Source organism: Brevundimonas goettingensis, from assembly GCF_017487405.1.
In the GTDB taxonomy this organism is placed as follows: domain Bacteria; phylum Pseudomonadota; class Alphaproteobacteria; order Caulobacterales; family Caulobacteraceae; genus Brevundimonas; species Brevundimonas goettingensis.
Window position 1 is genome coordinate 3,373,166 of record NZ_CP062222.1, and the last position, 25,062, is coordinate 3,398,227.

General features: G+C 69.1%; 24 protein-coding genes. 17 read left to right on the forward strand and 7 right to left on the reverse strand.

The window, feature by feature from the left end; all coding sequences use genetic code 11:
- The first annotated feature begins 64 nt into the window (after positions 1-64).
- The 3 genes from IFJ75_RS16560 to IFJ75_RS16570 all read left to right on the forward strand — a co-directional run bounded on the left by IFJ75_RS16560 (position 65) and on the right by IFJ75_RS16570 (position 2,769).
- On the forward strand, positions 65-1,078 hold the full coding sequence (locus tag IFJ75_RS16560) for a diacylglycerol/lipid kinase family protein (RefSeq protein WP_225896870.1): 1,014 nt from the start codon (positions 65-67) through the stop codon (positions 1,076-1,078).
- Between the two features lie 13 nt (positions 1,079-1,091).
- Entirely contained in the window at positions 1,092-1,949 is an 858-nt protein-coding gene (locus IFJ75_RS16565) for a metallophosphoesterase family protein (RefSeq protein ID WP_207869562.1), read from the forward strand.
- 53 nt (positions 1,950-2,002) lie between these two features.
- A protein-coding gene (locus IFJ75_RS16570; RefSeq protein WP_207869564.1) for an IS5 family transposase occupies positions 2,003-2,769 on the forward strand; the annotation gives its coding sequence in 2 pieces (ribosomal slippage) (positions 2,003-2,327 and positions 2,327-2,769; 768 coding nt in all).
- Positions 2,770-2,874: 105 nt separating this feature from the next.
- On the opposite strand, the gene IFJ75_RS16575 is transcribed toward IFJ75_RS16570, so the two are convergent.
- The 3 genes from IFJ75_RS16575 to IFJ75_RS16585 form a co-directional block, all read right to left on the reverse strand.
- Positions 2,875-3,051 carry a DUF1328 domain-containing protein gene (locus IFJ75_RS16575; RefSeq protein WP_207869566.1) on the reverse strand — a complete coding sequence of 59 codons (177 nt, stop codon included), beginning with the start codon at positions 3,049-3,051 and terminating at the stop codon, positions 2,875-2,877.
- 127 nt (positions 3,052-3,178) lie between these two features.
- On the reverse strand, positions 3,179-3,592 hold the full coding sequence (locus IFJ75_RS16580; RefSeq protein WP_207869568.1) for a hypothetical protein: 414 nt from the start codon (positions 3,590-3,592) through the stop codon (positions 3,179-3,181).
- Positions 3,592-3,969: a glycine zipper domain-containing protein gene (locus IFJ75_RS16585; protein WP_207869570.1), complete on the reverse strand. Its 378-nt coding sequence runs from the start codon at positions 3,967-3,969 to the stop codon at positions 3,592-3,594. The genes IFJ75_RS16580 and IFJ75_RS16585 overlap by 1 nt, the downstream gene beginning before the upstream one ends.
- 146 nt (positions 3,970-4,115) lie before the next feature.
- Here IFJ75_RS16585 and IFJ75_RS16590 point away from each other — a divergent pair, with 146 nt between their 5' ends.
- The 4 genes from IFJ75_RS16590 (at position 4,116) to mutS (ending at position 9,182) form a co-directional block, all read left to right on the forward strand.
- Positions 4,116-4,778, forward strand: a complete 663-nt coding sequence (locus tag IFJ75_RS16590; RefSeq protein WP_207869572.1) for a fumarylacetoacetate hydrolase family protein — start codon at positions 4,116-4,118, stop codon at positions 4,776-4,778.
- Between the two features lie 11 nt (positions 4,779-4,789).
- On the forward strand, positions 4,790-5,419 hold the full coding sequence (gene maiA / locus IFJ75_RS16595) for a maleylacetoacetate isomerase (protein ID WP_207932653.1): 630 nt from the start codon (positions 4,790-4,792) through the stop codon (positions 5,417-5,419).
- 97 nt (positions 5,420-5,516) lie between these two features.
- Positions 5,517-6,419: an aldo/keto reductase gene (locus IFJ75_RS16600; RefSeq protein WP_225896871.1), complete on the forward strand. Its 903-nt coding sequence runs from the start codon at positions 5,517-5,519 to the stop codon at positions 6,417-6,419.
- A 72-nt stretch (positions 6,420-6,491) separates the two neighbouring features.
- Entirely contained in the window at positions 6,492-9,182 is a 2,691-nt protein-coding gene (mutS, locus tag IFJ75_RS16605; RefSeq protein WP_207869574.1) for a DNA mismatch repair protein MutS, read from the forward strand.
- A 1-nt stretch (position 9,183) separates the two neighbouring features.
- On the opposite strand, the gene IFJ75_RS19850 is transcribed toward mutS, so the two are convergent.
- Positions 9,184-9,759 (reverse strand): CAP domain-containing protein, encoded by a 576-nt coding sequence (locus IFJ75_RS19850; RefSeq protein ID WP_225896872.1) that lies wholly within the window; start codon positions 9,757-9,759, stop codon positions 9,184-9,186.
- A 60-nt stretch (positions 9,760-9,819) separates the two neighbouring features.
- Here IFJ75_RS19850 and glnD point away from each other — a divergent pair, with 60 nt between their 5' ends.
- From glnD to IFJ75_RS16635, 5 genes are all read left to right on the forward strand, one after another.
- A complete protein-coding gene (gene glnD / locus IFJ75_RS16615; protein WP_263972998.1) occupies positions 9,820-12,357 on the forward strand; it encodes a [protein-PII] uridylyltransferase in 2,538 nt (845 codons plus the stop codon).
- 43 nt (positions 12,358-12,400) lie between these two features.
- Complete coding sequence (gene murJ, locus IFJ75_RS16620; RefSeq protein WP_207869578.1) at positions 12,401-14,002, forward strand: murein biosynthesis integral membrane protein MurJ; 1,602 nt, start codon at positions 12,401-12,403, stop codon at positions 14,000-14,002.
- Positions 14,003-14,303: 301 nt separating this feature from the next.
- Positions 14,304-15,359, forward strand: coding sequence for a tryptophan--tRNA ligase (trpS, locus tag IFJ75_RS16625; protein WP_207869580.1), 1,056 nt, complete (start codon positions 14,304-14,306; stop codon positions 15,357-15,359).
- A 30-nt stretch (positions 15,360-15,389) separates the two neighbouring features.
- Entirely contained in the window at positions 15,390-16,130 is a 741-nt protein-coding gene (locus IFJ75_RS16630; protein ID WP_318781025.1) for a GNAT family N-acetyltransferase, read from the forward strand.
- A 15-nt stretch (positions 16,131-16,145) separates the two neighbouring features.
- Positions 16,146-16,610 carry an OsmC family protein gene (locus IFJ75_RS16635; RefSeq protein ID WP_207869582.1) on the forward strand — a complete coding sequence of 155 codons (465 nt, stop codon included), beginning with the start codon at positions 16,146-16,148 and terminating at the stop codon, positions 16,608-16,610.
- A gap of 3 nt (positions 16,611-16,613) precedes the next feature.
- On the opposite strand, the gene IFJ75_RS16640 is transcribed toward IFJ75_RS16635, so the two are convergent.
- A complete protein-coding gene (locus IFJ75_RS16640; RefSeq protein ID WP_207869584.1) occupies positions 16,614-17,375 on the reverse strand; it encodes a dienelactone hydrolase family protein in 762 nt (253 codons plus the stop codon).
- A gap of 52 nt (positions 17,376-17,427) precedes the next feature.
- Positions 17,428-18,201 carry an alpha/beta fold hydrolase gene (locus IFJ75_RS16645; protein ID WP_207869586.1) on the reverse strand — a complete coding sequence of 258 codons (774 nt, stop codon included), beginning with the start codon at positions 18,199-18,201 and terminating at the stop codon, positions 17,428-17,430.
- Positions 18,202-18,270: 69 nt separating this feature from the next.
- On the opposite strand from IFJ75_RS16645, the gene IFJ75_RS16650 reads away from it, so the two are divergent.
- The 3 genes from IFJ75_RS16650 (at position 18,271) to IFJ75_RS16660 (ending at position 22,045) form a co-directional block, all read left to right on the forward strand.
- On the forward strand, positions 18,271-19,230 hold the full coding sequence (locus IFJ75_RS16650; protein ID WP_225896873.1) for a glycosyltransferase family 9 protein: 960 nt from the start codon (positions 18,271-18,273) through the stop codon (positions 19,228-19,230).
- A 167-nt stretch (positions 19,231-19,397) separates the two neighbouring features.
- Positions 19,398-19,919 (forward strand): translation initiation factor IF-3, encoded by a 522-nt coding sequence (gene infC / locus IFJ75_RS16655; protein WP_207869590.1) that lies wholly within the window; start codon positions 19,398-19,400, stop codon positions 19,917-19,919.
- Positions 19,920-20,110: 191 nt separating this feature from the next.
- Positions 20,111-22,045: an alpha/beta hydrolase family protein gene (locus tag IFJ75_RS16660; RefSeq protein ID WP_225896874.1), complete on the forward strand. Its 1,935-nt coding sequence runs from the start codon at positions 20,111-20,113 to the stop codon at positions 22,043-22,045.
- A gap of 9 nt (positions 22,046-22,054) precedes the next feature.
- On the opposite strand, the gene IFJ75_RS16665 is transcribed toward IFJ75_RS16660, so the two are convergent.
- Positions 22,055-22,636 (reverse strand): TetR/AcrR family transcriptional regulator, encoded by a 582-nt coding sequence (locus tag IFJ75_RS16665; protein ID WP_207869592.1) that lies wholly within the window; start codon positions 22,634-22,636, stop codon positions 22,055-22,057.
- A gap of 75 nt (positions 22,637-22,711) precedes the next feature.
- On the opposite strand from IFJ75_RS16665, the gene IFJ75_RS16670 reads away from it, so the two are divergent.
- Together IFJ75_RS16670 and IFJ75_RS16675 are read left to right on the forward strand one after the other, a co-directional pair.
- On the forward strand, positions 22,712-23,725 hold the full coding sequence (locus IFJ75_RS16670) for an NAD-dependent epimerase/dehydratase family protein (RefSeq protein WP_225896875.1): 1,014 nt from the start codon (positions 22,712-22,714) through the stop codon (positions 23,723-23,725).
- 40 nt (positions 23,726-23,765) lie between these two features.
- Complete coding sequence (locus tag IFJ75_RS16675) at positions 23,766-25,028, forward strand: MFS transporter (RefSeq protein ID WP_207869594.1); 1,263 nt, start codon at positions 23,766-23,768, stop codon at positions 25,026-25,028.
- Positions 25,029-25,062: the final 34 nt, after the last annotated feature.

Below are 25,062 nucleotides of genomic sequence, written 5' to 3' on the forward strand. Positions count from 1 at the left end.
AAACGCTCCGGTGGAATAGTTACGCTTGCCCGGAACGTCGGCCCCGGCCGGACGTTCGGGCGAGATGACCGACAGCATCACCCTTCACGGCGACGCCACCAGACCTGAAACGGGGCCTGAAACGGGACCTGACGCGGCGCCCGTATCGAACCACGACATGGCCGAGGCGGCGGACACCGTCGTCCGCGAACTGACGCCCCATGTCGAGATCCGGCGTGTCGTGGTGCTGGTCAATCCGGCCTCGGGTTCGGTCGGCCCGCGCGCTGTCGGCGAGGTCGAGGCCATCATGGCCGAATACCCCTGCGAGGCCGAGGTGATCTCGCTGGAAGGCCATCGCATCGACGCCCAGATCGAGACGGCTCTGGCCTCCGGGCCCGACGTCCTGTTCGTCCTGGCCGGAGACGGCACGGCGCGGGCCGTGGCCTCGCGCGCAGGACCGAAGGGACCGCTGGTCGCCCCCCTGCCCGGCGGCACGATGAACATGCTGCCCAAGGCGCTCTACGGCACCGCCGACTGGAAGCTGGCGCTGCGCAAGGCGCTGGAAGAGGGGGCGCCGCAATGCGTTTCGGGGGGAACCGTCCAGGGCGAAGACTTCTATTGCGCGGCCATCCTCGGCTCTCCCGCCCTCTGGGCCCCGGCGCGCGAGGCCATGCGGTCGGGCAAGCTGTCCCTGGCCTGGGCCTATGGCCGCCGCGCCCTGCGCCGCGCCTTCACCGGCCGACTGCGGTTCTCGCTGGACGGCGCCGCCAAGGCCAAGACCGAGGCCCTGGTCCTGATCAGCCCGATGATCTCGCGCGCGCTGGACGAACCCGTCGGGCTGGAAGCCGCCGCCATGGATCCGAGCGATACCGGCCAAGCCTTCCGTCTGGCGGCGACGGCCCTGTTCAGCGACTGGCGTCAAGACCCGTCGGTCACCACCCGGCCCGCGCGCAAGATCGAGGTCTGGGCCCGGTCGAAGATCCCGGCCGTGATCGACGGCGAGCCGACCCTGTTGCCGCACGAGACGAAGGTCACCTTCATCCCCAAGGCCTTCCAGGCCCTTGCGCCCCATCCGCCGGCGGCGGAAGACAGCGTATGACGAGTACGCCGCCTTGAGCTCCGGCCGCCTGATCCAGTTTTCCGACGTCCATTTCGGCGCCGAGCACCGGCGCGCCTGCGCCGCCGCTCTCGACTACGCCCACGCCGCGCAGAACGACCTGATCCTGATCACCGGCGACGTGACCCAGAAGGGCCTGCCGAACGAGTTCAAGGCGGCGGGCGACTGGATCCGGGCCATGCCCGAGCCGCGCTTCGTCGTCGTCGGCAATCATGACGTTCCCTACTATAGCGCCATGGCCCGGCTGTTCTGGCCCTGGCGCGCCTTCGAGGCGGCGACTGGCCATCCGGCCCATGACGGCGAGTTCAAGCGCGACAATCTGATGGTGCGGGGCGTGACCACGGCCCGGGGCTGGCAGGCGCGGCTGAACTGGTCGAAGGGCGTCATCGATCTGGACCAGACCCGGCGGGCCGCCGCCGCCCTGCGCCAGGCGCCGGTCGGGGCCCTGCGCATCCTGGCCTGCCATCACCCGTTGATCGAGATGATCGGCACGCCGATGACCGGCGACGTCAAGCGCGGCGACGCGGCGGCCGAAATCTTCGCCGAGGCCGGGGTCGATCTGATCATGACCGGCCATACCCATATCCCCTTCGCCCTGCCGATCGACCTGACGGACCGGTGCTCCTATGCGGTCGGTTGCGGGACCCTGTCGCACCGCGAACGCGGCACGCCTCCGAGCTTCAACCAACTGGAGTGGGATGAGCGCGAGATCGTGGTCACGGCCATGGCCTGGGACGGCTCAGCCTTCGCGCCCAGTCGCACCTGGCGTCTGCCGCGCCGTCAGGACACCCGCCACCCGGACACCGCGCCCGACCCGGCCGTCGCGGGCGACAAGGAAAAGGCGGCGGTCTAGGTTCTGAACCCATAAAGGTCTGAGGGATTCGAGGTCTTCGGAAGGAGACGTCGATGGCGCGATACGATCTGAGCGAAACGGAGTGGCGGCTGATCCAGCCGTTGCTTCCGAACAAGCCCCGCGGCGTGGCCCGCGTGGACGACCGTCGGGTGATCAACGGCATCTTCTACATTCTGAGGACGGGTTCGCCCTGGCGTGACCTGCCGGGTCGCTACGGGCCGCACACGACGGTCTACAATCGCTTCAATCGGTGGGCCAAAGCAGGCGTCTGGGTGCGGGTGTTCGAGGCGCTGTCGGCGGCGTCGCCGGGTTCGATGCACCTGATCGACAGTTCGATCATTCGGGCCCACCAGCACGCCGCCGGTGGAAAAAAGGGGGCCCGGATCACGCCATCGGCCGATCTCGTGGGGGACTGAGCACCAAGATCAACGCCCTGGTCGATCAGGACGGATTGCCGCTCAGGATCACCCTCTCGGCCGGCCAGGCGTCCGACAAGGCCGCCGTCGAGGAACTGATCTACGGCCTCAAGCCCGCCAAGGCGCTCGTCGCCGACAGAGGTTACGACGCACAGGCCGTCATCGATCTGGTCCGCTCTCGCGGCGGCTGCGCCCATATCCCGACCCAGAAGGATCGCAAGGTCCAGCGCTCCGTCGATCCCGCCATCTATCGACAGCGCAACGTCGTGGAGCGCTACTTCTGCAAGCTCAAGCACTTCCGCCGCGTCGCCACACGCTTCGACAAACTGGCCCGCAACTTCCTCGCCGCCGTACTGCTGGCCTCAACCCGCCTGTGGCTCAGAGCTTATGAGTCCACGACCTAGGCCTTCGTCACTCCGTCGTTCACCGACGCTCCCGCCATCTCAGACACGAAAAAGCCGCCGCCCTTTCGGACGGCGGCTTCTTTATTCAAACGCCGAAGCGTCGATTTATATGCGCGTCCCGCGTCCGCGCAGACCGCCCATGATCAGGGAAGCCAGGAACAGGACGACGGCGATGATCGCGACGAACTTGGCGATCTCGAAGGACATGCCGGCGATGCCGCCGAAGCCCAGAACAGCGGCGACGAGCGCCACGACGAAGAAGATGATAGCCCAGCGCAGCATAGTGGCCTCCAGCTCAGGATGAGATTGAAACGATTGATCAACTTGGACGCCACCTGACCGGCGCCGCTCCCTCAATCAACGCGTCTCAACCCCTACTGTTCCGTGGAGGTCGAAGACTCTGCGAAGTCTACCGACGTCTGCGGCCGTAGCCGCGGCTCTCCATACGCTTCTCGGTGATCATGCTGGCGGCGATCGCGGCCAGGGCCGGGTTGCGCAGCAGGAAAAAGAGGATGCCCAGACCGCCGGCGGCGCCAAGGATCGGACGCTCGCGCAGCAGATGCACCGCCTTCTGGGCGAAGCTCTCGGGCTCATCTTCGTCGTCGTCGTGGTGGTGATCACCACCGGCGTTGAGGAAGATCACCGCGATCAGCGCCGTCACGGCGGCGAACACCGCGAAGGTAATCGCCGCCGCGCCGAGGGCGGGCAGCACCAGACACAGCGCATAGAACAGCGTCGCGCCAAGCGCGATCACGGCTACGAACGCGCTGGCCGCCGCGGCGAGGCCGGCGACCAGCTTTTTTACCAGCCCCTTGCCGATCATCAGCGGCGACGACCGGCCAGCAGCAAGCCGAGCACAACGCCGACGCCGAGCGCGATGGCGGTCGACTGGACCGGACGTTCCTGGACGCGTTCGGTGATGTAGCGCTGGGCCTCGTCGAACCGCTCGGAGGCGTCGTCGTAGTACTCGCGGCCGCGCAGACGAGCCTGGTCATAATAGCCGCGCGCCTGTTCGCGCAGAACCTCGGCCTTTTCGCGCACCTGGGCCTCGGCCTCGGCGGACTTGGCCTTCAGACGCTGCTGGGCCTCGGCGGCTTTTTCCTTCAGACGTTCGGTTTCCTCGCGGGCGCCGGTCTTCAGGTCTTCCTTCAGGGTCTTTAGGTCGTTCTTGATATCTTCTCGAGCCTTGGTCGTGGCCATGTCGCGCGCTCCGGTGGTCAGCTTGGCTGTAAATAGAGGTACCAGCCGCTGAACGCTATATCCTCGCGAGGGTTCCGGCCGTTTCGCCGCAGCGCAGCATGGGATTGCGGATGACGCTGCGGATTCCGCGTCCTAAGAAAAGCACCATGACCGACTGGCTCTTCTCACCCGCCCCGACCCCGTCCCTGCCGATCGTCGGCGATGAGCGCCGTTTTCCGGTACGCCGCATCCTGTGCGTGGGCCAGAACTACGCCGCCCATGTGCGCGAAATGGGCGGCGACGCGACCCGGCCGGCGCCCTTCTTCTTCTCCAAGCCGGCGGACGCCCTCGTCACCGACGGCAAGGATCCGGCCTATCCGTCGCAGACCACCAATCTGCATCACGAGGTCGAGCTGGTCGTGGCCATCGGTGAAGGTGGGCAGGCCATCGGCTGGGCGGTCGGCGTCGATCTGACCCGGCGCGACCTTCAGGCCCTGGCCAAGGAGAAGGGCCGTCCGTGGGACGCCTCCAAGGGCTTCGACCAGTCGGCCCCGTGCGGCCCCCTGACCCTTGGCGACCTGCCGCGGCCGATGGGCGCCATCGCCCTGTCGGTCAATGGGGTGGCCAAACAGTCGGGGTCGCTGGACGACATGATCTGGAACCCGCACGAGATCGTCGCCAAGGCGGGGGAGCTGTGGACCCTGCAGCCCGGCGACCTGATCTTCACCGGCACCCCGGAAGGCGTCGGGCCGCTGGTTCCGGGCGACACGGTCGAGGCCACCATCGAGGGCCTGACGACCCTGAGCTTCACCGTCGCCCCCCCGCTCTGAGGGCCGTGACCATGATCCTGCACTCCTACTGGCGCTCCGGCGCGGCCTACCGGACCCGGATCGCCCTCAATCTGAAGGGTCTGGAGTACGAGCGGCGCGACGTCGACCTGCGCACCCGGGCGCACAAGACCCCGGAGTATCTGGCGATCAACCCCCAGGGAATGGTCCCGGCCCTGGAGGTCGAGGGCGCGGTCCTGACCCAGAGCGTGGCCATTCTGGAATGGCTGGAAGAGGCCTACCCCGACCCCGCCCTGCTGCCGACCGCCCTGCTCGATCGCGCCCGGGTCCGGGCCATGGCCGCCCTCATCGGCTCGGACATCCATCCGCTGAACAATCTCAGGGTGCTCGGCGCCGTGCGCGGTCTGGGCGCCGATCAGGCCGGGGTGGACGCCTGGGCGGGCGGCTGGATCGCCGCCGGCTTCGACGCTCTGGAGCAGATGGTCGCGAGGGACGGGGCCGGCTGGAGCTTCGGCGCCAATCCCACCATGGTCGACTGCTATCTGATCCCGCAGCTCTATTCGGCGCGGCGCTTCAATGTCGATCTGTCGCCCTGGCCCAGGCTGCTGGCGGTCGAACAGGCGGCGGAAACCCATCCGGCCTTTATCGCGGCCCATCCGGACAAACAGCCGGACGCAGACTGATTTCGCTAAGGAAATTCGAGAGACCGCGAGTCTGCAGGTAAGGTTCCGGCAACTTCCGGGTCAGCCTCCCTTAAACTTTGTCGTGCAGGGTTCGGGGGTGAAGCCTCTCCCCGTACAGACTCCCGCCGGCAAACTGGCCATGGCGGTCGTGACCGACCCCGAAAGGGGCGTGGGCGCCGTGGCGACCGCACCGGTCGGCGCGCGCGAGGAGGCGATGCGTTTCCTGCTGCAGACCGCCGCCGACGGCGGGATCAACACCGTCGCCACCCGTCCCGATCGCGACGGCGAGCGGCTGCTGGGTCAGGCTTGGCCCTTCCCGTCGCCGTTCCGTGTGACCGTACGCACCGTGCCCCTGTCCGAGGGGCTGGACCGGGTCGAGGCCCGCGCCCGCCGCTCGCTGGAGCGGATGGGTCTGCCGCGCGGCGACACGCTTCTGGTGTCCAACGCCGCCGACCTGGCTGGAGCCGAGGGCCGCGCCCTGTGGGAGCGGATGAAGGCGCTCAAGGATCGCGGGCTTTATCGCCGCATCGGCTTCTGCGCGACCATGGAGGATGGCCCGGCCCTGCTGGCGCGCCGCTACCAGCCCGACGTCGTCCAGATGCCCTGCAATCTTCTGGACCAGCGTCCGGTGACCGAAGGGACCCTGTCTGATCTCGCGGCCATGGATATCGACGTCCACATCGCATCGGTCTTTGCGCGCGGCCTGCTGTTCGCCAGCCGAGAAAGCCTGCCGCCGCATCTGGCCGAGCACGGTCCGGCCCTGTCGCGCGTGCGCCGCAGCCTGGCCGAGGCCCGCGTCGACCCGATGCAGGCCGCCCTGGCCTTCGCGTTGAACCTGCCGCCCGCCGCTTGCGTCGTGGCCAGCGTTGCCTCGGCGGCCGAGCTGCGCGCCATCCTGGCCGCCTCCTGCGCGCCCAAGCCCGATCTGGACTGGGAGGCGCTCGCCCTGTCCGAGCCGGCCGCCCTCAGCGCCCGCACGCCGATCAGCGCCGCGGCCTGACAAAACAAGTCAGCCATCCCGCCTCGGAATGGCTTGAGACGAAGCACGCGATCCTTCACCCTGTGCGCTCGCATGAACGCTCCCCTCGCCCACCCCCCGCAGCCCGCGCCTGACGGCGTGACCCCCGTCATGGGCCAGTATCTGGCGGCCAAGGCGGCGCAGCCCGACGCCATCGTCTTCTTCCGGATGGGCGATTTCTACGAGCTGTTCTTCAAGGACGCCGAGATCGCCTCGGCCCTGCTGGGCATCACCCTGACCAGGCGCGGCAAGCATCAGGGCGAGGACATCCCCATGGCGGGGGTGCCGGTCCACGCCATGGACGGCTATCTGGCGCGGCTGATCCGGGCCGGACAGCGCGTCGCCATCTGCGACCAGATCGAGACCCCCGCCGAGGCGAAAAAGCGCGGCTCCAAGGCCATCGTGGCGCGCGACATCGTGCGCGTCGTCACCCCCGGCACCCTGACCGAGGACTCCCTGCTGGAGGCGCGGGGCGCGAACCGTCTGGCGGCGGTGGCGATCCGCAAGGGCCGCGCGGCCGTCGCCGTGGTCGAGCTGTCGGCCGGGGCGGTGGATTCGGTCGCCTGCGCTCTGGAAGACCTGGCCGCGACGCTCGCCGCCTTCCGCCCGTCCGAGGTGCTGGTCCCGGACAAGCTTTTCTCCGACGACGCCGTCCGTCCCGCGCTGGACGGCTCCGGCGGGGTGGTTCAGGCCCTGGCCTCCGCCGTCGCCGAGCCCGCCGCCGCACGCGACCGGGTCGAGCGGCTGTACGGCGTCGCCTCGCTGGACGGTTTCGGCGCCTTCGAGGAGGCCGAGGTCTCGGCCCTGGGTCTGGTCGCCGCCTATCTGGAGACGACCCAGGCCGGCAAGGTCCCGGCCCTGACGCCGCCGCGCCGTTCGGGCGAGAGCGGCTTCCTGGCTATCGACCCGGCGACGCGCCAGTCGCTCGAGATCGACCGCACCCAGCGCGGCGAGCGCGAGGGCTCGCTGCTGGCCTGTCTGGACCGCACCGTCACCTCGGGCGGGGCCCGGGCTCTGGCCGAGCGCGTCGCCCGGCCGCTGCGCGATCCGTTGGCCATCAACGAGGGACTGGACGCCGTCGAATGGCTGCTGGAGCGCCGCGACCTGCGCCGCGATCTGAGGGACGCCCTGCGCGCCTCCGCCGACGTCGCCCGCGCGGTGTCCCGGTTGGCGCTGGGCCGTGGCGGACCGCGCGATCTGGCCGCCATCCGTTCGGGACTGGACATCGCCGAGAGCATCGGGGGGCTGTTCGTGGTTCCCGCAAATCCGTTGAGCGCGCCGCCGCAGCGGCTGCTCGGCTGTCTCGACCGCCTGACCCTGTCGCCCGATCTGGGGCGGCTGAAGATCGACCTCATCGAAGGCCTGATGGACGAGCCGCCGCATCTGGCGCGCGACGGCGGCTTCGTCCGTCCCGGCTTCCGGCCCGAGCTGGACGCCGCCCGCACCCTTCGCGACGACAGCCGCCGGGTGGTCGCCGACCTCGAGGCCCGCGCCGTCGCCGAATCGGGCGTGCCGTTCAAGATCAAGCACAACGCCGTCCTCGGCTATTTCCTCGAGACCACGGCCAAACATGCCGAGCCCCTGTTCCGCGCAGGTCCGGAGAGCCCCTACATCCACCGCCAGACCCTGGCGGCCCAGGTGCGGTTCACCACCGTCGAACTGTCGGAGCTGGACGCGAAGATCAGCCAGGCCGGGTTCCGGGCCCTGGCCATGGAGGGCGAGACCTTCGAGGGCTGGCGCCAGACCGTGCAACGCCTCGCCCAGCCGCTGCAGGCCGTCGCCGACGCCCTGGCCGAACTGGACGCCACCTCGGCGCTCGCAGAATGGGCGGAAGAGGTCGGGGCGGTCCGGCCAACGGTTGATTCCAGCCTGACCTTCGAGGTCCAGGGCGGTCGCCACCCCGTCGTCGAGGCGGCGGTCAGGAAGGCGGGCGACCCCTTCACCCCCAACGACTGCCGTCTGGACGGCGCCCCGATCAAGGGGGCGGGCGCCTGCCCGCGTCTGTCGATCGTCACCGGGCCGAACATGGCCGGTAAGTCGACCTTCCTGCGCCAGAACGCCCTGCTGGTGATCCTGGCCCAGGCCGGATCCTTCGTGCCTGCGCAGGCGATGCGGCTGGGCGTCGTCGACCGGCTGTTCTCGCGCGTCGGCGCCGGGGACGACCTGGCGCGCGGCCGCTCCACCTTCATGATGGAGATGGTCGAGACGGCCGCCATCCTGACCCAGGCGACACCCGCAAGCTTCGTGGTGCTGGACGAGATCGGGCGCGGCACGGCGACCTATGACGGTCTGGCCATCGCCTGGGCCTGCGCCGAGGCCCTGCACGAGACCAATCGCTCGCGCACCCTGTTCGCCACCCACTATCACGAGCTGGCGCGGCTGGAGGAGCGGCTCGACCACGTCTCCAATCTGTCGATGAAGGCCAAGGAGTGGAACGGGGAACTGATCTTCCTGCACGAGGCCGGCGCCGGCGCCGCCGATCGCTCCTACGGGGTGCAGGTGGCGAAGCTGGCGGGCGTGCCGCCCTGGGTGGTGGCCCGCGCCCGCTCGGTGCTGGACCGGCTGGAGGCCGAGAAGGCCGCCAACGACAAGCTGGACGACCTGCCCCTGTTCGCAGTCGCCGAACCGCCGCCTCCGCCGATGAAGTCGATCATGGACGAGGCCGTCGCAGCGCTCGATCCCGACGCGATGAGCCCGCGCGAGGCGCTTGAAGCCTTGTACCGGTTGAAGGCCCTGAAGGTCTGATCTAGCGCCGCTTCACCGGCTCATAGCCGTAATCGATGACGCACATGTGGTTGAACACCGCATGCGGGCCGCAGCTGACGCCGGCGCGGACATAGCCGTCGCGGAACAGGTTCACCCGGTGGCCCCGGTCGGCGATATTGTCGTCGACCAGCAGCTGGATGATCACTTCGCGGGCGGTGTCATAGCCGTAGGAGATGTTCTCCCCGCCATAGGGATCGCCGCCTCGCCGGGTCACGCGGGTCGCGAAATCCCAGCCGTCCGAACCATAGTGGCCGATGAAGCCCGAAGGGCCCTGATCGGCGACATGGTCTCCGGCCGTCAAGGCCAGGATCAGATCGGGCGACAGCGGCGCCATCGGCTTCTGGCGGCGCAGGAAGGCGATGGCCTCGTCGACCGCCGCAACCCCCTCGCGGGTCTGGATATTGATCCGGCCGGGCCGCACGACGATGTCGCCGCGGAACTGGGTCCGGTAGTCCTGCAGCACGGCGATATAGGCCTGGGGGTCCGACCGCATCAGGTTCATCTCGGCCAGGACCTCGCGCGACAGCTGGGCGTCGCCGCCGCCCTGAAGGCCCATTACGACGCCGCGCGCGAGAAGATCGCCGCCCGTCTGGCCGGGGGCCTCGGCGGGGTCGAGGTGGCCCGACAGTATAGCGCCGCCGCCGACGAGATCCTGATCGCCCTGTGGCGGTTCACCTCCGAGACCCTCTATCCGTCGCACAATCCGACCGAGGCCGAGAAGCTGACCCTGATCGCTGTCGGGGGCTACGGGCGCGGGGTGCTGGCGCCGTTTTCCGATCTGGACCTGCTGTTCCTGAGGCCGTGGAAGACCACCGCCCGGACGGAGACGGTCGCCGAGTTCGTCCTCTACGTCCTGTGGGACCTTGGGCTGAAGGTCGGATCCTCGGCCCGGTCGGTCGACGAATGCCTCGCCCTGTCGCGCACCGACATGACCGTCCGCACCGCCCTGCTGGAAGGGCGCTGGCTGGCCGGCGACAAACATCTGGCCGAGGATTTCCTGTGGCGCTTCCGGGGGACGGTGACCAATGCCGACCCCCGCCCCTTCATCGCCGCCAAGCTGGAAGAGCGTCAGGCGCGTCACACCAAGGCGGGCAATGTCCGCTATCGCGTCGAGCCCAATATCAAGGACGGCAAGGGGGGTCTGCGCGACCTCAACACACTGTTCTGGATCGCCCGGGCCCTCGCGCCGGAAAGCCCGCTGGGCGCCGCCGTCCTGAACGATCTCCTGACCGCCCGCGAGCGCCGCACCTTCGAGGAGGCGTTCGACTTCCTGTGGCGGGTGCGCTGCCACCTGCACCTGATCACCGGCCGGGCCGAGGAAAAGCTGACCTTCGACCTCCAGCCCGAGGTGGCGCGGCGGATGGGCTGGCGCGGGCGCGGCGACGAGCCGGCGGTCGAGCGGTTCATGCGCCGCTATTTCCTCGTCGCCCGTGACGTCGGCGCCCTGACCCGGGCCATGAGCGCGACGCTGGAGGCGCGTCAGCAGAAGAACACCCTCAGCCTGTCGCGGCTGATCCCGGGGCGGAAGCGCAACCTCGGCGTTCCCGGCTTCATCGAGGACGGCGGCCGGCTGTCGGTCGAGAGCGCCCAGGTCTTCATCGACGACCCGGTCAAGCTGCTGACCCTGTTCGTCACCGCCGACCAGCACGATCTGGACCTGCATCCCCACGCCTTCTCCGCCGTGACCCGGTCGCTGGGGCTGGTGACGCCGAAGCTCAGGCGCGATCCCCGCGCCACGGCCGCCTTCCTGCACATCCTGGCGCACGGCCAGAGGCCCTATCGCGTCCTGACCATCATGAACGAGACCGGGCTGCTGGGCCGGTTCCTCCCCGAATGGGGGCGGATCGTCGGCCAGACCCAGTTCAACATGTACCACGCCTTCACGGTCGACGAGCACAGCCTGCAGGCCATCGGCATCATCAACGACATCTTCCGCGGCAAGCTGAAGGACGACCATCCGCTGTCGTCCTCGACCATCCATCTGATCGCCGACTTCGAGGTGCTCATGCTGGCCATGCTGCTGCATGATGTCGGCAAGGGCGGGGAGCGCGGTCAGCTGGAGGACGGCGCCATCGCGGCGCGGCGGGCCTGCGAACGGCTGGGCGTCGACCCGCGCCGGATCGAGCTGGTGGTCTGGCTTGTCCGCAACCACCTGGCCATGTCCGACTATGCCCAGAAGCGCGACACCTCCGATCCCCAGACGATAAAGGACTTCGCCGAGCTGGTCGGCGATCCCGAGCGGCTGCGCCTGCTGCTGGTCCTGACCGTCGCCGACATCCGCGCCGTGGGGCCTGGCGTCTGGAACAACTGGAAGGGCCAGCTGATCACCGCCCTCTATACCCGGGTCGAGGCCCTGTTCCGGGGCGAGGACGTGGATCTGATCGACCCCCTGGCCGAACACGCCGCCCTGATCGCCCGGGCCTTCGAGACCGGCGCCGCCGCCGAATGCCGTCAGGGGCCGGGCCGGATCGAATCCACGACCGAGATCGCGCTGGCCGCCCGCGACCGGCCGGGGCTGTTCGCCGACCTGACAGCGGTGCTGGCCGCCGCCGGGGCCGACGTCACAGGCGCCCGGGTCGCCACTGCCGCCGACGGCACGGCGCTGGACGTGTTTCAGGTCCAGGACGGCGCCGACGCCCCCTATGGCCAGGCCGAGCCGCGCCGCCTCAAGACCCTGGTCGCCGCCCTCGAGGCCGCCGCCCGGGGCGAGACCCCGGTCGAGCCGCCCGCCATGCCCGCCTCGACCCCGCGCCGCGCCGTCTTCGACGTGCGACCCGTGGTCATGATCGACGCCGGGGCCAGCGAGACGGCGACGGTGATCGAGGTCTCGGGCGCCGACCGGCCGGGCCTTCTGGCCGAGCTGTCGCGCACCCTGACCGATCTGGACCTGTCGATCCGCTCGGCCCACGTCGCCGGCTTCGGCGAGCGGGCGGTCGACAGCTTCTATGTGGTGGACCGCAAGGGGCGGAAGATCTTCTCCGAAATGCTGCTGAACGAAATCCAGACCGGGCTGGAGGCGGTGCTGGAACGGGCCCCCGCCGCGCCCCAGGGCCGCCAGATCATCGCCGCCCGGGCCAGCGCCCGCGACGTCTCTGACCTCAATCGTCCGATCCGACGTGCGAAGGACGTTTCGTCGCAGGCGGAACCGCGCTAAGCGCAGAATTACCCGCGCATTCCGGCGGTTCGGACCCTCCCGCATGAGCCTGGCTCGCAATACGATCGTCCAGTCCACCCTGACGCTGGGGAGCCGCGTCCTGGGCTTCACCCGCGACCTGGCCCTGTCGGCCCGGTTCGGCCAGGGGCCGATGATGGACGCCTGGGCCACGGCGATCATGCTGCCCAATCTGTTCCGCCGGCTGTTCGCCGAGGGCGCCTTCGCCCAGGCCTTCGTGCCCATCTACGGCGGTGTCCGCGCCGCCGAGGGCGAGGAGGCCGCGGCGGTGACGGCCTCGGAGGCCCTGAGCTTCATGTTCGCGGTGGTCACCGGCTTCTGCATCGTCATGCAGATCGCCATGCCGTGGATCATCCCGCTGCTGATGTCGGCCTGGAAGCACGACGCCGGGGTCATGTCGGTGGCGATCACCGCGACCCAGCTGGCCATGCCCTATCTGGCCTGTATGACCATCGCGTCCCTGCTGTCGGGCGTGCTCAACACAGGCGGAAAATTCGCCCTGTCGGCCGGGGTGCCGGTCGCGCTGAACGTCTGCACCCTGTTCCCGCTTCTGGCCCCGACCTTCATCCCCTCGATGAGTCAGCCGGACACGCTTCTGGCCGTCAGCGCGGCGGTGACCGTCTCGGGCCTCGTCCAGGCGGGCCTGCTGTGGTGGGGCGTGCGGCGTCTGGGCGTGCGCCTGAAGATCTCCCTGCCGAAGCTGACCGCCAGCGTGAAGAAGACCCTGGCCCTGGCCATTCCCGGCGCCATGGCCGGCGGCGCCCTGCAGCTGAACTCCGTGGTCAGCCAGGTCCTGACCGGCTCGGACGCCGGCGCCCGTTCGGTGCTCTACAACGCCGACCGCCTGTACCAGCTGCCGCTCGGCCTCGTCGGGGTCGCCATCGGCCTGGCCCTGGTCCCGCGCCTGACCAGGGCCTTCGTCCAGGGCGACCACGAGGGCGGGCAGAAGACCCTGGACGACGGCATCAACCTGGCCATGGCCTTCACCCTGCCGGCCGCCGTCGCCCTGTTCGTCATCCCCTATTTCATCATCGATTCGACGGTGACCCGCGGGGCCTTCACCCATCAGGACGCGGCCCGCACCGCGGACACCCTGCGCCAGTTCGGCTGGGGCGTGCCCGCCTTCGTCCTCGCCAAGGTCCTGACCCCGCCCTTCTTCGCCCGGATGGACACCCGGCGACCGATGATCTTCGCGGTGACCTCGGTGGTGATCACCGTGGTGCTGGGCGCGAGCCTGTTCTTCTGGTTCTCGCACATCGGCGTCGACGGCGTGCTGGGTCTGGCCATCGCCACCAGCGTCTCGGCCTGGATCAACGTCGCCCTGCTGTGGGGCACACTGATCCGCGAGAAGGCCTGGACTCCTTCGGCCGGCTTCGTCTCGCGCATCTCGCGCGTGCTGGCGGCCAGCGGCGTCATGGCGGCGCTCCTGCTGGCGGCGGGGATCTTCTATCCCGAGCTCAGCAAGCTGTTCCTCGCCAAGGAGATCGCGGTTCTGATCGTCTGCGGGGCCGGAGCCGTGGTCTACGGCGCCTGTCTGTTCCTGTTCCGCGCGGTCACCCCCGCCGAACTCAAGGCGGTCCTGCGTCGTGAGCCGGGCGCCTCGGTGCAAGGCGGCGGGCTGGACTAGCGGACTCTCCGGACCCGAAAACAGGGTCCGAAGAGTCCGGAGAGTTCGCATCGGCCGGATGAGCCTTTGAGGCGGGCGAAGAGCCGGACATGGCAAAGACCGTTGAGGCCATAGGCTACCACGGCGCCCGACTATGCCTGGTCGAGGGGCCCGGATTTCCGGAGAGTTCCGACGATACAATCGGTTGAGACCGGCTCACCCGTGCAATCCCCGCGCCCGGCCGACGGTTTCTGATCTGAGGGTTCGCTCCAGGCGACCGGCGATCTTGCCCTCAGGCGCTTGCTAGGGCATCTGCGAGCCCATGTCCGACGCTGCGCCCGCCTCCCCCGCCCCCACCTCCAACTACGCCGGTCCGCGACGGGTGCTTTCGGGCATCCAGGCCTCGGGCGCGCTTCATCTGGGCAACTATCTCGGCGCCCTGAAACGCTTCACCCAGCTGCAGGATCAGGGCGCGCCCTGCTTCCTGTTCGTCGCCGATCTGCACGCCATCACCGTCTGGCAGGATCCGGCCCTGCTGACCGCCCAGACGCGCGAGATCGCCGCCGCCTATCTGGCCTCCGGCCTCGATCCGGCGAAGTCGGTCATCTTCCCGCAATCGGCCGTGCGCGCCCATGCGGAACTGGCCTGGGTCTTCAACTGCGTCGCCCGCCTCGGCTGGCTGGACCGGATGACCCAGTTCAAGGAGAAGTCGGGCAAGCACAAGGAACGCTCGAGCGTCGGCCTCTACACCTATCCGGTGCTGCAGGCGGCCGACATCCTGCTCTACAAGGCCACCGAGGTGCCGACCGGCGAGGACCAGAAGCAGCATCTGGAACTGACCCGCGACATCGCCGCCAAGTTCAACAACGACTTCGGCGTGCCCGACTTCTTCCCCCTGCCCGAACCCCTGACCCAGGGTCCGGCGCCGCGCGTCATGAGCCTGCGTGACGGCTCGGCCAAGATGTCCAAGTCGGACCCGTCGGACCAGTCGCGCATCAATCTGACCGACGACGCCGACGCCATCGCCGGCAAGATCCGCAAGTCCAAGACCGACATGGGCGTCATGCCCGAGGTCGGCGAGGCGCTGGACGACCGGCCCGAGGTCAGGAACCTGATCTCCATCTATGCGGCCCTGTCCGACCAGTCGAAGGACGCGGTCACCGCCGAGTTCGCCGGCCAGGGCTTCGGCGCCTTCAAGCCGCGCCTCGCCGACCTCGCCGTCAGCGCCATGGCCCCGATCACCGCCGAGATGCGCCGCCTGATGGCCGACACCGCCGAGATCGACCGCGTCCTCAAGGACGGCGCCGAACGCGCCGCCGCCATCGCCGATCCGGTAGTGGATGAGGTCAAGACAATCGTGGGCTTCTGGCGGGCCTGAGCCTCGGCGGTTTTCGGACCCATCGCTGCAATGACGGCTGACGGCGCAGCCATCCCGCACTACATCGCGTCCAACATGACCCACCCGCTCGACCGCGCCGTCTGGAACGCCCTGACCACACGTCTCTCGTCCTTCACAACGAGGGATTCCGATGCGCGCGCCGTGCGGATCGATCCCGAGATCGGGGTCTTCGTTTCCGCCGCCGACGGCTCGCCGGAGAGCCGGGCGCGCCTGACCGAACTGGCCCGGCGTCATCCGGGCGCGAGCCTGGTCGAGCGCGCAGACGGGCCGATGGTCGATGTCCTGCCGGAAGGGATCGCCATTCGCGACCGCATCGCCCTGGTGCAGATGACGGCGACCGAACTCACCCCCTCATCCGCCCCCGAGATCGCCTTCCAGACCCTGACCGAAGCCGATGCCCCGGCCATGCTCGCCCTGGCGACCCTGACCCGGCCCGGCCCCTTCCGGTCGAGGACGCGCGAACTCGGCCCGTTCGTCGGGATCAAACAGGACGGCGAACTGATCGCCATGGCCGGACGGCGGCTGCGGGTCGGCGGCTTCACCGAACTGAGCGGGGTCTGCACCCATCCGGATCATCGCGGCCGGGGTTATGCGGCGGCCCTGTCCCGGGTGGTGGTGGGCGAGATCCACGCCACGGGCGAGGCGGCCTTCCTGCACGCCTTCGCCGACCATGACGCGACCATCGCCTTCTATCGCACCCTGGGCTTCGAAATTCGCGCGCCGATGACCTATACGATTCTGGAAAGCTGAGCGGGAAGGCAGGCCATGAGCGCACACCACACCACCGTCGAATGGAAACGCGACGGCCAGGTCTTCATCGACAAGAAGTATTCGCGCGCCCACGTCTGGACCTTTGACGGCGGCGCCGTGGTCAAGGGCTCCTCGGCGCCCGAGAGCGTGCCGGTTCCGATGTCGGACATCACCGCCGTGGACCCGGAGGAGGCCATGGTCGCGTCCCTGTCCAGCTGCCACATGCTATGGTTCCTGGCCTTCGCCGCCGGCGACGGTTTCGTGGTTGACCGCTATGTCGACGAGGCCTCGGGCATGCTGGGCAAGGACGCGGGCGGCCATCGCTACATGAACCGGGTGACCCTGCGCCCCGTCACCACCTTCTTCGGGCCCGCCCCGACGCAGGCCGAGCTCGACGCCCTGCACCACGCCGCCCACGAACACTGCGAGATGGCCCATTCGGTCCGGGCCGAGATCGTGGTCGAGGCGAAGATCGGCTGACGATCAGGCGACGACCGGCGGGGCCGTGGCGGCGTCTTCCAGCAGAGCCCTGAACCGGCGGATGGCCTCGTCGGTCAGTTCGGGGTGGTAGCGCATCGGCGGAGCGGAAGTCGGTTCGTCGAAACTGTGGGTGCCTTCGGCGATCCAGGTCTCGACCTCCGCGCCGCAGTTGCGGACCATCTCGTGCACCTTCTCGGCGTTGCGGACCGAGGTCAGGTGATCACCGCGGGCGATGACGGCGAGCGTCTTCGGACAGTGTCGCCAGGGCCGCATCCGGTTCAGGGCGGCGAAACCGATATAGGGATAGGCCAGATAGGCCGCCTTGATCCCGTCCAGCGAGACCTCGCCCGGATCGGCGAGGCCGAGAGATTTCGGACGCCGGTCCGCACTCATCGCCTCCATGATGCCCCAGCCGCCGTGGCTCCAGCCGGCCAGGGCGATACGCGAGGCGTCGACGTCGGGCCGGGCCGAGACGCCGTGGATCGTCGCCAGAATGTCGCCCGCCCGCTCGTCGCCGCGTAGCAGCAGGCCCGTGCAGACCGTGGCCAGGGCGAAGGCCCGGCTGTAGCCGCGAGATCCGTAGGAATCGACGGTGAAGGCCCGCCATCCGGCCGCCTTCGCCGCCGCGGCGTATTTCGGCAGATGGTCGCGTAGGCCCCCGCAGCCGTGGAACAGCAGGACCGCCGGACGCGGTCGGTCGTCGTCCGGCCCGACCACCGTCGTGTGGGTCTCCAGTTTCGCCCAGCGCGCGCTCAAGGTGTCCATGAGCGTCACCATAGCCGTCAAAGGGGTCTTGAGAAGGCCCGACCCTGACAGATCATAGGCCGCGCAGGGCCGCGACGGCGTTGATGAGTCGCGTCAGGTCGGCCGGTGCGGACAGCCGGTGGTCGCCGCCTTCGACCAGATCGAGCAGGACGTCGCCGCCGGTCAGGACCTCCACCAAGGCGGTCGAATGCCGCCATGGCACGACATCGTCGGCACGGCCCTGAAGGATATGGACCGGCGTCGCGATTTGGATCGGCGATCCCAGCAGCAGCCAGTCCTTCGCCTCCTCGAACATGGCGCGGGTCAGGACGTAGGAACCCAGCCCTTCCTCGACCACCACCGTCTCCCCGTCGCGCAGGATGGCCTGACGCTCGTGATCGGCGAGACCGGGCCACATCAGGGTCTCGGTGAAGTCCTGCGCCGGATTGATGAGCACCAGACCCGCCACCGCCTCGGGCCGCGCCAGCGCCGCCAGCAGGGCGACCCAGCCCCCCATCGAGGAGCCGACGAGGATGGCCGGACCCTTCAGGCTGTCGATCAGGGCGACGGCGTCCTCGCGCCAGCGGCCGATGGTCGCCTGCCGCCAGTCGCCCGACGACTGGCCGTGCGCGAAATGGTCGTAGCGCAAAAAGGCCCAGCCGCGCTCGCGGGCGGCGGCGTCCAGCGCCAGGGCCTTGGTCCCCTCCATGTCCGAGCGGAACCCGCCGATCCAGACCACCGTAGGGCCTTCGCCGGAGATCTGTTTGTAGGCGAGGGTCTCCCCGTCCGGCCGGGCCAGATGCTGGAGGTCGTTGTCGTTGGTGTCAGTCTGGTCGATGGGGGTCATGCGGCCTACTCTCGCGCAAACGGTCCGCACCTGATAGCGAACGCCGACGAACGAAGCGAAGGTCAAAGCGTGCCGCCCGTCCAGTCCACCCCCAAAGTCCTCTTCGTCAGCTCCAACCGCATCGGCGACTGCGTCATCTCGTCGGGCGTGATCCGCGAGATCGAACGCCAGTTGCCCGGCGCGGCGATCACCGTCGCCTGCGGCCGCCCGCCCGCGCCCTTCTTCCGCTCCGCCCCGGGCGTCGAGCGGGTCATCGTCCTCGACAAGAAGAAGATGGCCGGACACTGGGTCGATCTGTGGAAACAGGTCTCGGGGACCCGCTGGGACCTGGTCGTCGACATCCGCGGCTCGGCGCTCAGCTGGCTGATCCCGGCGAAGCGGCGCGTGGTCTACAACCGCTCGTGGGAGACCGGCCTGCGCAAGGTCGAGATGGTGTCGCGGCTGATGGGCTCCGACACCCCGATCGATCCCGAGATCTTCCTCGATGACCGGGCTCGCACGGAAGCCGCCGCCGTCATCGACCCGCAACTGGCCGGCGGTACGGGACCGGGGCCGATCATTGCGCTGGCGCCGATCGCCCACCAGCCGGGCAAAAGCTGGCCCGCCGAGCGCTGGGGCCAGTTGGTCGAGAAGCTGAAGGCCGAGCCCCGCTTCGACGGCTGGCGCTTCATGCCCGTCGGCGGGCCCGGCGACCGGCCGCCCGCGACCCCGGCGCTGGAAGCCGCAGGATCGCGCGGCATCGATTTCGTCGGCAAGGGGGACATCCTGGCCTCGGCGGCGGCCATCGACCGCGCAGCCCTGTTCGTCGGCAACGATTCCGGCCTGATGCACGTCTCGGCGGCGCTGGGACGACCGACGCTCGGCCTGTTCGGTCCGACCGAATGGTGGCTCTACGGCCCCTGGGGCCCGCGCACCCGGATCGCGGCCTCCAATGAGACGCGCGGCCAGTTCTCGCCTATCGAGGACCTGACGGTCGATCACGTCTTCGAGGCGGTCGTGGCGCTCCACGACGCCTATATCGCCAGCTGAGCCGTTAACGGCTGATCAGCCTCGCCTTGATAAAACGGGCTTTCAGGCGCATATAGCGCGCCTCAGGGAACGCGGCGCCGAGCCGTGCGCTGACCCCTGCGAGCCTGCAAGACTTTCGTCCACACTGCTTTCGTCCACAAAAGGAAACGACGCTCATTCGCCGTCCGATGCAAACGCCGCCCGTCAAGGATGGGCCGCCCATGAACCAAGATATCCGCGCGCCGCGCGTTCTGCTCATCGATCAGAACGGCGAGAAGCAGGGCGTCATGCCGACGTCCGCCGCGCTGGAAGCCGCCGAAGAAGCGGGCATGGACCTGGTTCAGATCGTGTCCACCTCCGAACCGCCGGTGGCCAAGATCCTCGACTACGGCAAGTTCCGTTTCCAGGAGCAGAAGAAGAAGGCCGAGGCCCGCAAGCGCCAGAAGGTCGTCGAGCTGAAAGAGATCAAGCTCCGTCCCAACATCGACACCCACGACTATGAGGTGAAGGCCAAGGCCATGCACCGCTTCTTCGACGAGGGCGACAAGGTCAAGGTGACCCTGCGCTTCCGCGGTCGTGAAATGGCTCACCCGGAACTGGGCATGAAGCTGCTCAACAAGGTCCAGGAAGACTTCGACGAGATCGCAAAGGTCGAATACGCCCCGCGTATGGAAGGCCGCCAGATGATCATGATCCTGGCGCCGAAGTAGCGGCTCCCGGCATCGTCCGATCCTGAAACGCCCCGGCCTCGCGCCGGGGCGTTTTCGTTTGCGCCGGGATGCTTGCGCGCGTCCGGCCGACACGCAATGATTGCGCCGGGCTGAGCCTGGGGGATTGCGTGAAGTTGAGTGGAATCGGGGCCGCCGTGCTCCTGACGGGGCTTGTGGCCGCCGGGCCGTCGATGGCCCAAACGACAGGAGCCCAAACAGGCACCAGCCTGGCCCCGCCGCCGCTTGCCGCCTACGGGGCCCTGCCGGCGCTGGAGATGGTGTCCCTGTCGCCGGACGGGACGCGGCTGGCGCGGATCACGGTCATGGGCGAGGAACGCTCCATGGTCATCTCCGAGATCGCCACCGGCCGGTTGCTGGCCACCTCCACGGTCGGCGTCACCAAGGTCCGGAATCTGGAGTGGATCAACAACGATCGCCTGCTGGCCACCGTCAGCGTGGCCCAGTCCATCCCCGTCTTCAACATCCCGAAATCGGAATGGGCCCTCGGGCTGGTCTTCGACGTCCCCACCCGCACCTTCAAACAGATCCTGAACTCGACGCGGGGCGTGGCGCCCATGCTGGCCAGCGATCCGCAGATACGCACCTCGGCGCAGGGCGAGGGCATCTATGTCCGCGCCTTCTCGGTCACCGGATCCGGTCACGTCGATCTTCTGCGGGTCAATCCGGCCAACGCCTACGGCCAGCTCAGCGCGCCGATGCTCTACACGACCGAGGATTTTGTCCTCGACGCCTCCGGGACGGTGATCGCCAAATCCTTCTATGACGACCGCCGCCGCTGGGCCCTACTGCTGCAGGACGGCCGCGCCTCCACCTATACGACCCGCTGGCTGGTCGAGGCGCCGCTGGACGCCCCCGCCCTGCGGGGCATGGGAACCACCGAACGGTCGATCATCGTCGAGGCCCGGCGCGACGACCTGCCCGCCGATCCGCGCGATCCGGGCTCCAACCTGTTCCAGGTCGATGTCGACACCGCCGAATGGACCCGTCTTCCCTTCACCCGCCAGCCTGAAAGCCTGATCCACCACCCGGTCACCGGCCTTCTGATCGGCGGAGCACGGATGAGCGACCAGGGCATGACCTATGAGTTCATCGACCCGGCGGCGGCGACGCGCTGGGCGGCGATCCTGCGGGCCTTCCCGGACAAGTCCCCCGTCCTGGTCTCCTGGAGCGACAATCTGCACCAGGTGCTGGTCCTGACCGGCGGCGACCGGAGCTCGGGTGTCTATCAACTGGTTGATTTCGACCGCCGCGCCGCCGACATCGTCGGCGAAGCCTATCCCACCATCGGCCCGGCCCAGGTCGGGGAGGTGCGGCCTGTGTCCTACAAGGCCGCCGATGGCCTCGAGATCCACGGCTATCTGACCCTGCCGCCGCAGGTCAGCGACCCCCGCGGCCTGCCGCTGGTGGTCCTGCCGCACGGCGGGCCCCAGGCCAATGACGACGGCGGGTTCTATTGGCTGGCCCAGGCCATCGCCTCGCGCGGCTATGCGGTGCTGCAGCCGAATTTCCGGGGCTCGACCGGCTATGGCCAGGCCTTTGTGGAGGCCGGCTACGGCGAATGGGGCCGCAAGATGCAGACCGACCTGTCCGACGGGGTGCGCTATCTTGCCGGCGAAGGCATCGTCGATCCCAGACGCGTCTGCATCGTCGGCGCCAGCTACGGCGGCTATGCGGCCCTCGCCGGCGCGACCCTCGATCCCGACGTCTATCGCTGCGCCGTTTCGATCGCCGGAGTCTCGGACCTGCGCCGGATGGTCGGCTGGACGGCCCAGCAGGCCGGGCGCCGCGACACCGTCTCCGTCCGCTACTGGAACCGCTTCATGGGCGCCGACGGTCTGGGCGACCGATCCCTCGACGCCCGCTCCCCGTCCCGGCTCGCGGACAAGGTCACCATCCCCATCCTGCTGATCCACGGCCGAGACGACACCGTCGTGCCGATCGAACAGAGCCGGATGATGATCAACGCCATGCGCGAGGCCGGCAAACCCGGAGCCCGTCTGGTCGAGATGCCGGGCGAGGACCACTGGCTGTCCCGCGGCGGCACCCGTCTGGCGGCCCTCGAAGAGACGGTGGCCTTCCTCGAAGCCAACAATCCGGCGCACTGAAACCGGATCTCAGACCTTCCGGGGCGCGAGCAGGCTGGAGAACAGGGCGGTCAGAAACCGGATCAGGACCTCGGGATCGGCCTCGGCCAGGGTGGAGACCCCGACGACCTGACGCACGGTCTGGACGCCCGAGACGATTGCCAGGATCAGGCCGGCGCGGACCTCGGCGTCGGGGCCGGCCAGCCCGCCCGCCACGCTCGCCTGATGATTGCGCTCGATCTCGCGCCGGGTCACCGCCACGGCCGTCGGGCTCGAGGCCGAATGCAGCATGATCAGAAAGGCGTCGAGCGGCTCGGCCTCCGGACCCGTCATCCCGACCACGGCGCGGGCGAGGATTTCAGCGGCGTCGGGCCGAGCCATCAGAGCGTCGTCCAGAACCCGGGGCGCGGACATGATCGTGGCCATGACCTCGCCGAACAGCGCCTCCTTGGACCCGAAATAGCGGTTGACCATCATGGCCGTGACCCCGGCGCCGGCCGCAATCTCGCGCAGGCCCGCTCCGTCATAGCCGGCCCGGGCGAAGGCCCTGCGCGCCGAGGCCAGGATAGCGGCGCGGGTGGAGGCGGAATCGCGGCGGGCGGTGTCGGTCATGGACAATGTCTACACCTGTAGACGAGGCGACAACAAGCATGTATACACCTGTAGACCTTTACGGGAGTGAACGGCATGGCGATGGAAATGGTTCTGGTGACGGGGGCTTCGGGCTTCATCGGCGGCTGGTGCGCGGCGAAACTGCTGTCGGCGGGCTATCGCGTGCGGGCCACCGTGCGCAGCGCGGCCAAGCAAGAGGCGGTCCGGCGCGCCGTGGCGGCGGCCGGCGCCCCGACCGAGGCCCTGGAGTTCGCCGTCGCCGACCTGACCGCCGACGCGGGCTGGGACGCCGCCCTGGCCGGTTGCGATCGGGTTCTGCACGTCGCCTCGCCGCTCAGCGGCGCGGCTCTCGCCGAGCTGATCGGTCCCGCCCGCGACGGCACGCTTCGGGTTCTGGCCTCTGCTCGCAGGGCCGGGGTGAAGCGGGTGGTGGTCACTTCGTCCTGCGCCGCCGTCACGCCGCGCGAGGTGCGCGGCGACACCACGAGCGACGAGACGGTCTGGAGCGACGTCACCGATCCCAATCTGGACGACTATCGCCGATCCAAGACCTTGGCCGAGCGCGCCGCCTGGGACTGGGCGGCGGAGAATGATTTCACGGACCGTCTGACCACCGTCCTGCCCGCCGCCGTCTTCGGCCCGGTCCTGTCGCGCAAGGCCCTGAGTTCGGTCGCCCTGATCGACGGCCTCCTGAACGGTCGGCCGCCGCGCATCCCGCACATCGGCTTCAACGTGGTCGACGTGCGGGATGTCGCCGATCTGCATCTGAAGGCCATGACCGCGCCCGAGGCCGCCGGCCAGCGCTTCATCGCCGCCGGCGAGCGGATGTGGATGGAGGATGTCGCCGCCGTCCTGAAGGAAAGTCTGGGCCGGGACGGCGCCCGGGTCCCGACGAAGCGGATGCCCGATCCGATCGTGCGGCTGCTAGCCGTCTTCATTCCCCGGATGCGCAATCTGACGCCCATGCTGGGCCGCCGCCACAGTTTCAGCGCTGACAAGGCCCGGCGGATGCTCGGCTTCACACCCCGGCCGACGCGCGAAACCCTGAAGGATTGCGCCCGCAGCCTGATCGGAAAAGTCGCCGCATAACCCCGTTTCCGGATCAGGCGGCTCAGTCTAGCGTCAGGCCATGACCGATACGCCGTCCGATCCCGCCGCCTCCGCGAAGTCGCAGGAGCCGAAGCGTCAGGCCCCGGCCCTGGCCGTCCTGTTCGCCGTGGTGTTCATCAATCTGGTCGGGTTCGGCCTGGTCGTGCCCCTGCTGCCCTTCTTCGGCCAGAGCCTGAAGGCCGAGGCCTGGCAGGTGGCGCTGATGTTCTCGGCCTATTCGCTCGGCCAGTTCTTCGGCGAACCCTTCTGGGGCCGGCTGTCGGACCGGATCGGCAGGAAGCCCGTGCTTCTGATCACCGTCCTGGCCAACGCCGTCGGCTATCTGGCCCTGGCCTTCGTGCCGAACATCTGGCTGGCCGTCGCGGTCAGGCTGTTCACGGGCCTCGGCGCCGGCAATATCTCGACGGTCCAGGGCTATGTCGCCGACATCACCCCGCCGGAGAAGCGCGCCGCGCGCATGGGGATGATCGGGGCGGCCTTCGGCATGGGCTTCATCGTCGGGCCGGGTCTGGGCGGGCTGATGGTCCACCCCGACCTGGGCCGGCTCGGCTACCAGCTGCCGATCTTCGCGGCGGCGGGCCTGTGCCTGCTGGCCGGTCTCGGCGTGGTCGTGTTCCTGAAGGAAAGCCTGGCCAGGGCCGATCCCGGCGCCCCGCGCCCGCCCTTCCTCGGCGGGGTGCGCGACGCCATGGCCAATCCGGTCATCTCCCGCGTCCTGCTGGTGACCCTCATCTATATGGCCGGCTTCTCGGGCATGGAGTCGACCTTCGGCCTGTGGGTCGAGGCCCGCTACGGCTGGGGCGCGCGCGAGGTGGGGCTCAGCTTCATGGCCGTGGGCGTGGTTTCGGTCATCTGCCAGAGCCTGGTCACCGGTCGGCTGGCCCGCCGCTTCGGCGAGAGCCGGGTCCTGGCCTGCGGCTGTCTGTTGTTCGGGGTCGGTCTGGTCGGACAGGTGCTGGCCCCCGTCGCCTGGGCGGTGCCGGTGATGATGGCGGTCGGCGCCTTCGGCATGGCGATCACAATGCCCAATATCTCCGCCCTGATCTCGCGCTCCTCGCCGCCGGATCAACAGGGCGCCATGCTGGGTCTGAACATGGCCGCCAGCTCCGGCGCCCGCATCGTCGGCCCGATCGTGGCCGGCGCCGTCTTTTCGGGCGTCGGCCATGACTGGCCCATGCTGATCGGCGCCCTGCTGACGGTCCCGGCTGCGGTGGCGGCGGTCAATGCGGGTCGGGCCTTCCGCCGCCGTCAGGCCGGGATCGCCCGCTCCACGACGACCTGAAGGCGAAATTCGCTTGAGCCTTCAGCTCCGCCGC

What these genes read in the sequence shown, in the direction of transcription:
- IFJ75_RS16560 (WP_225896870.1), top strand. Translation starts at nt 65, where the DNA reads ATGACCGACAGCATCACCCTTCACGGCGACGCCACCAGACCTGAAACG.
- IFJ75_RS16575 (WP_207869566.1), bottom strand. Translation starts at nt 3,051, where the DNA reads ATGCTGCGCTGGGCTATCATCTTCTTCGTCGTGGCGCTCGTCGCCGCT.
- IFJ75_RS16580 (WP_207869568.1), bottom strand. Translation starts at nt 3,592, where the DNA reads ATGATCGGCAAGGGGCTGGTAAAAAAGCTGGTCGCCGGCCTCGCCGCG.
- IFJ75_RS16585 (WP_207869570.1), bottom strand. Translation starts at nt 3,969, where the DNA reads ATGGCCACGACCAAGGCTCGAGAAGATATCAAGAACGACCTAAAGACC.
- IFJ75_RS16590 (WP_207869572.1), top strand. Translation starts at nt 4,116, where the DNA reads ATGACCGACTGGCTCTTCTCACCCGCCCCGACCCCGTCCCTGCCGATC.
- maiA (WP_207932653.1), top strand. Translation starts at nt 4,790, where the DNA reads ATGATCCTGCACTCCTACTGGCGCTCCGGCGCGGCCTACCGGACCCGG.
- mutS (WP_207869574.1), top strand. Translation starts at nt 6,492, where the DNA reads ATGAACGCTCCCCTCGCCCACCCCCCGCAGCCCGCGCCTGACGGCGTG.
- IFJ75_RS19850 (WP_225896872.1), bottom strand. Translation starts at nt 9,759, where the DNA reads ATGGGCCTTCAGGGCGGCGGCGACGCCCAGCTGTCGCGCGAGGTCCTG.
- murJ (WP_207869578.1), top strand. Translation starts at nt 12,401, where the DNA reads ATGAGCCTGGCTCGCAATACGATCGTCCAGTCCACCCTGACGCTGGGG.
- trpS (WP_207869580.1), top strand. Translation starts at nt 14,304, where the DNA reads ATGTCCGACGCTGCGCCCGCCTCCCCCGCCCCCACCTCCAACTACGCC.
- IFJ75_RS16630 (WP_318781025.1), top strand. Translation starts at nt 15,390, where the DNA reads ATGACGGCTGACGGCGCAGCCATCCCGCACTACATCGCGTCCAACATG.
- IFJ75_RS16635 (WP_207869582.1), top strand. Translation starts at nt 16,146, where the DNA reads ATGAGCGCACACCACACCACCGTCGAATGGAAACGCGACGGCCAGGTC.
- IFJ75_RS16640 (WP_207869584.1), bottom strand. Translation starts at nt 17,375, where the DNA reads ATGGACACCTTGAGCGCGCGCTGGGCGAAACTGGAGACCCACACGACG.
- IFJ75_RS16645 (WP_207869586.1), bottom strand. Translation starts at nt 18,201, where the DNA reads ATGACCCCCATCGACCAGACTGACACCAACGACAACGACCTCCAGCAT.
- infC (WP_207869590.1), top strand. Translation starts at nt 19,398, where the DNA reads ATGCAAACGCCGCCCGTCAAGGATGGGCCGCCCATGAACCAAGATATC.
- IFJ75_RS16660 (WP_225896874.1), top strand. Translation starts at nt 20,111, where the DNA reads ATGGCCCAAACGACAGGAGCCCAAACAGGCACCAGCCTGGCCCCGCCG.
- IFJ75_RS16665 (WP_207869592.1), bottom strand. Translation starts at nt 22,636, where the DNA reads ATGACCGACACCGCCCGCCGCGATTCCGCCTCCACCCGCGCCGCTATC.
- IFJ75_RS16670 (WP_225896875.1), top strand. Translation starts at nt 22,712, where the DNA reads ATGGCGATGGAAATGGTTCTGGTGACGGGGGCTTCGGGCTTCATCGGC.
- IFJ75_RS16675 (WP_207869594.1), top strand. Translation starts at nt 23,766, where the DNA reads ATGACCGATACGCCGTCCGATCCCGCCGCCTCCGCGAAGTCGCAGGAG.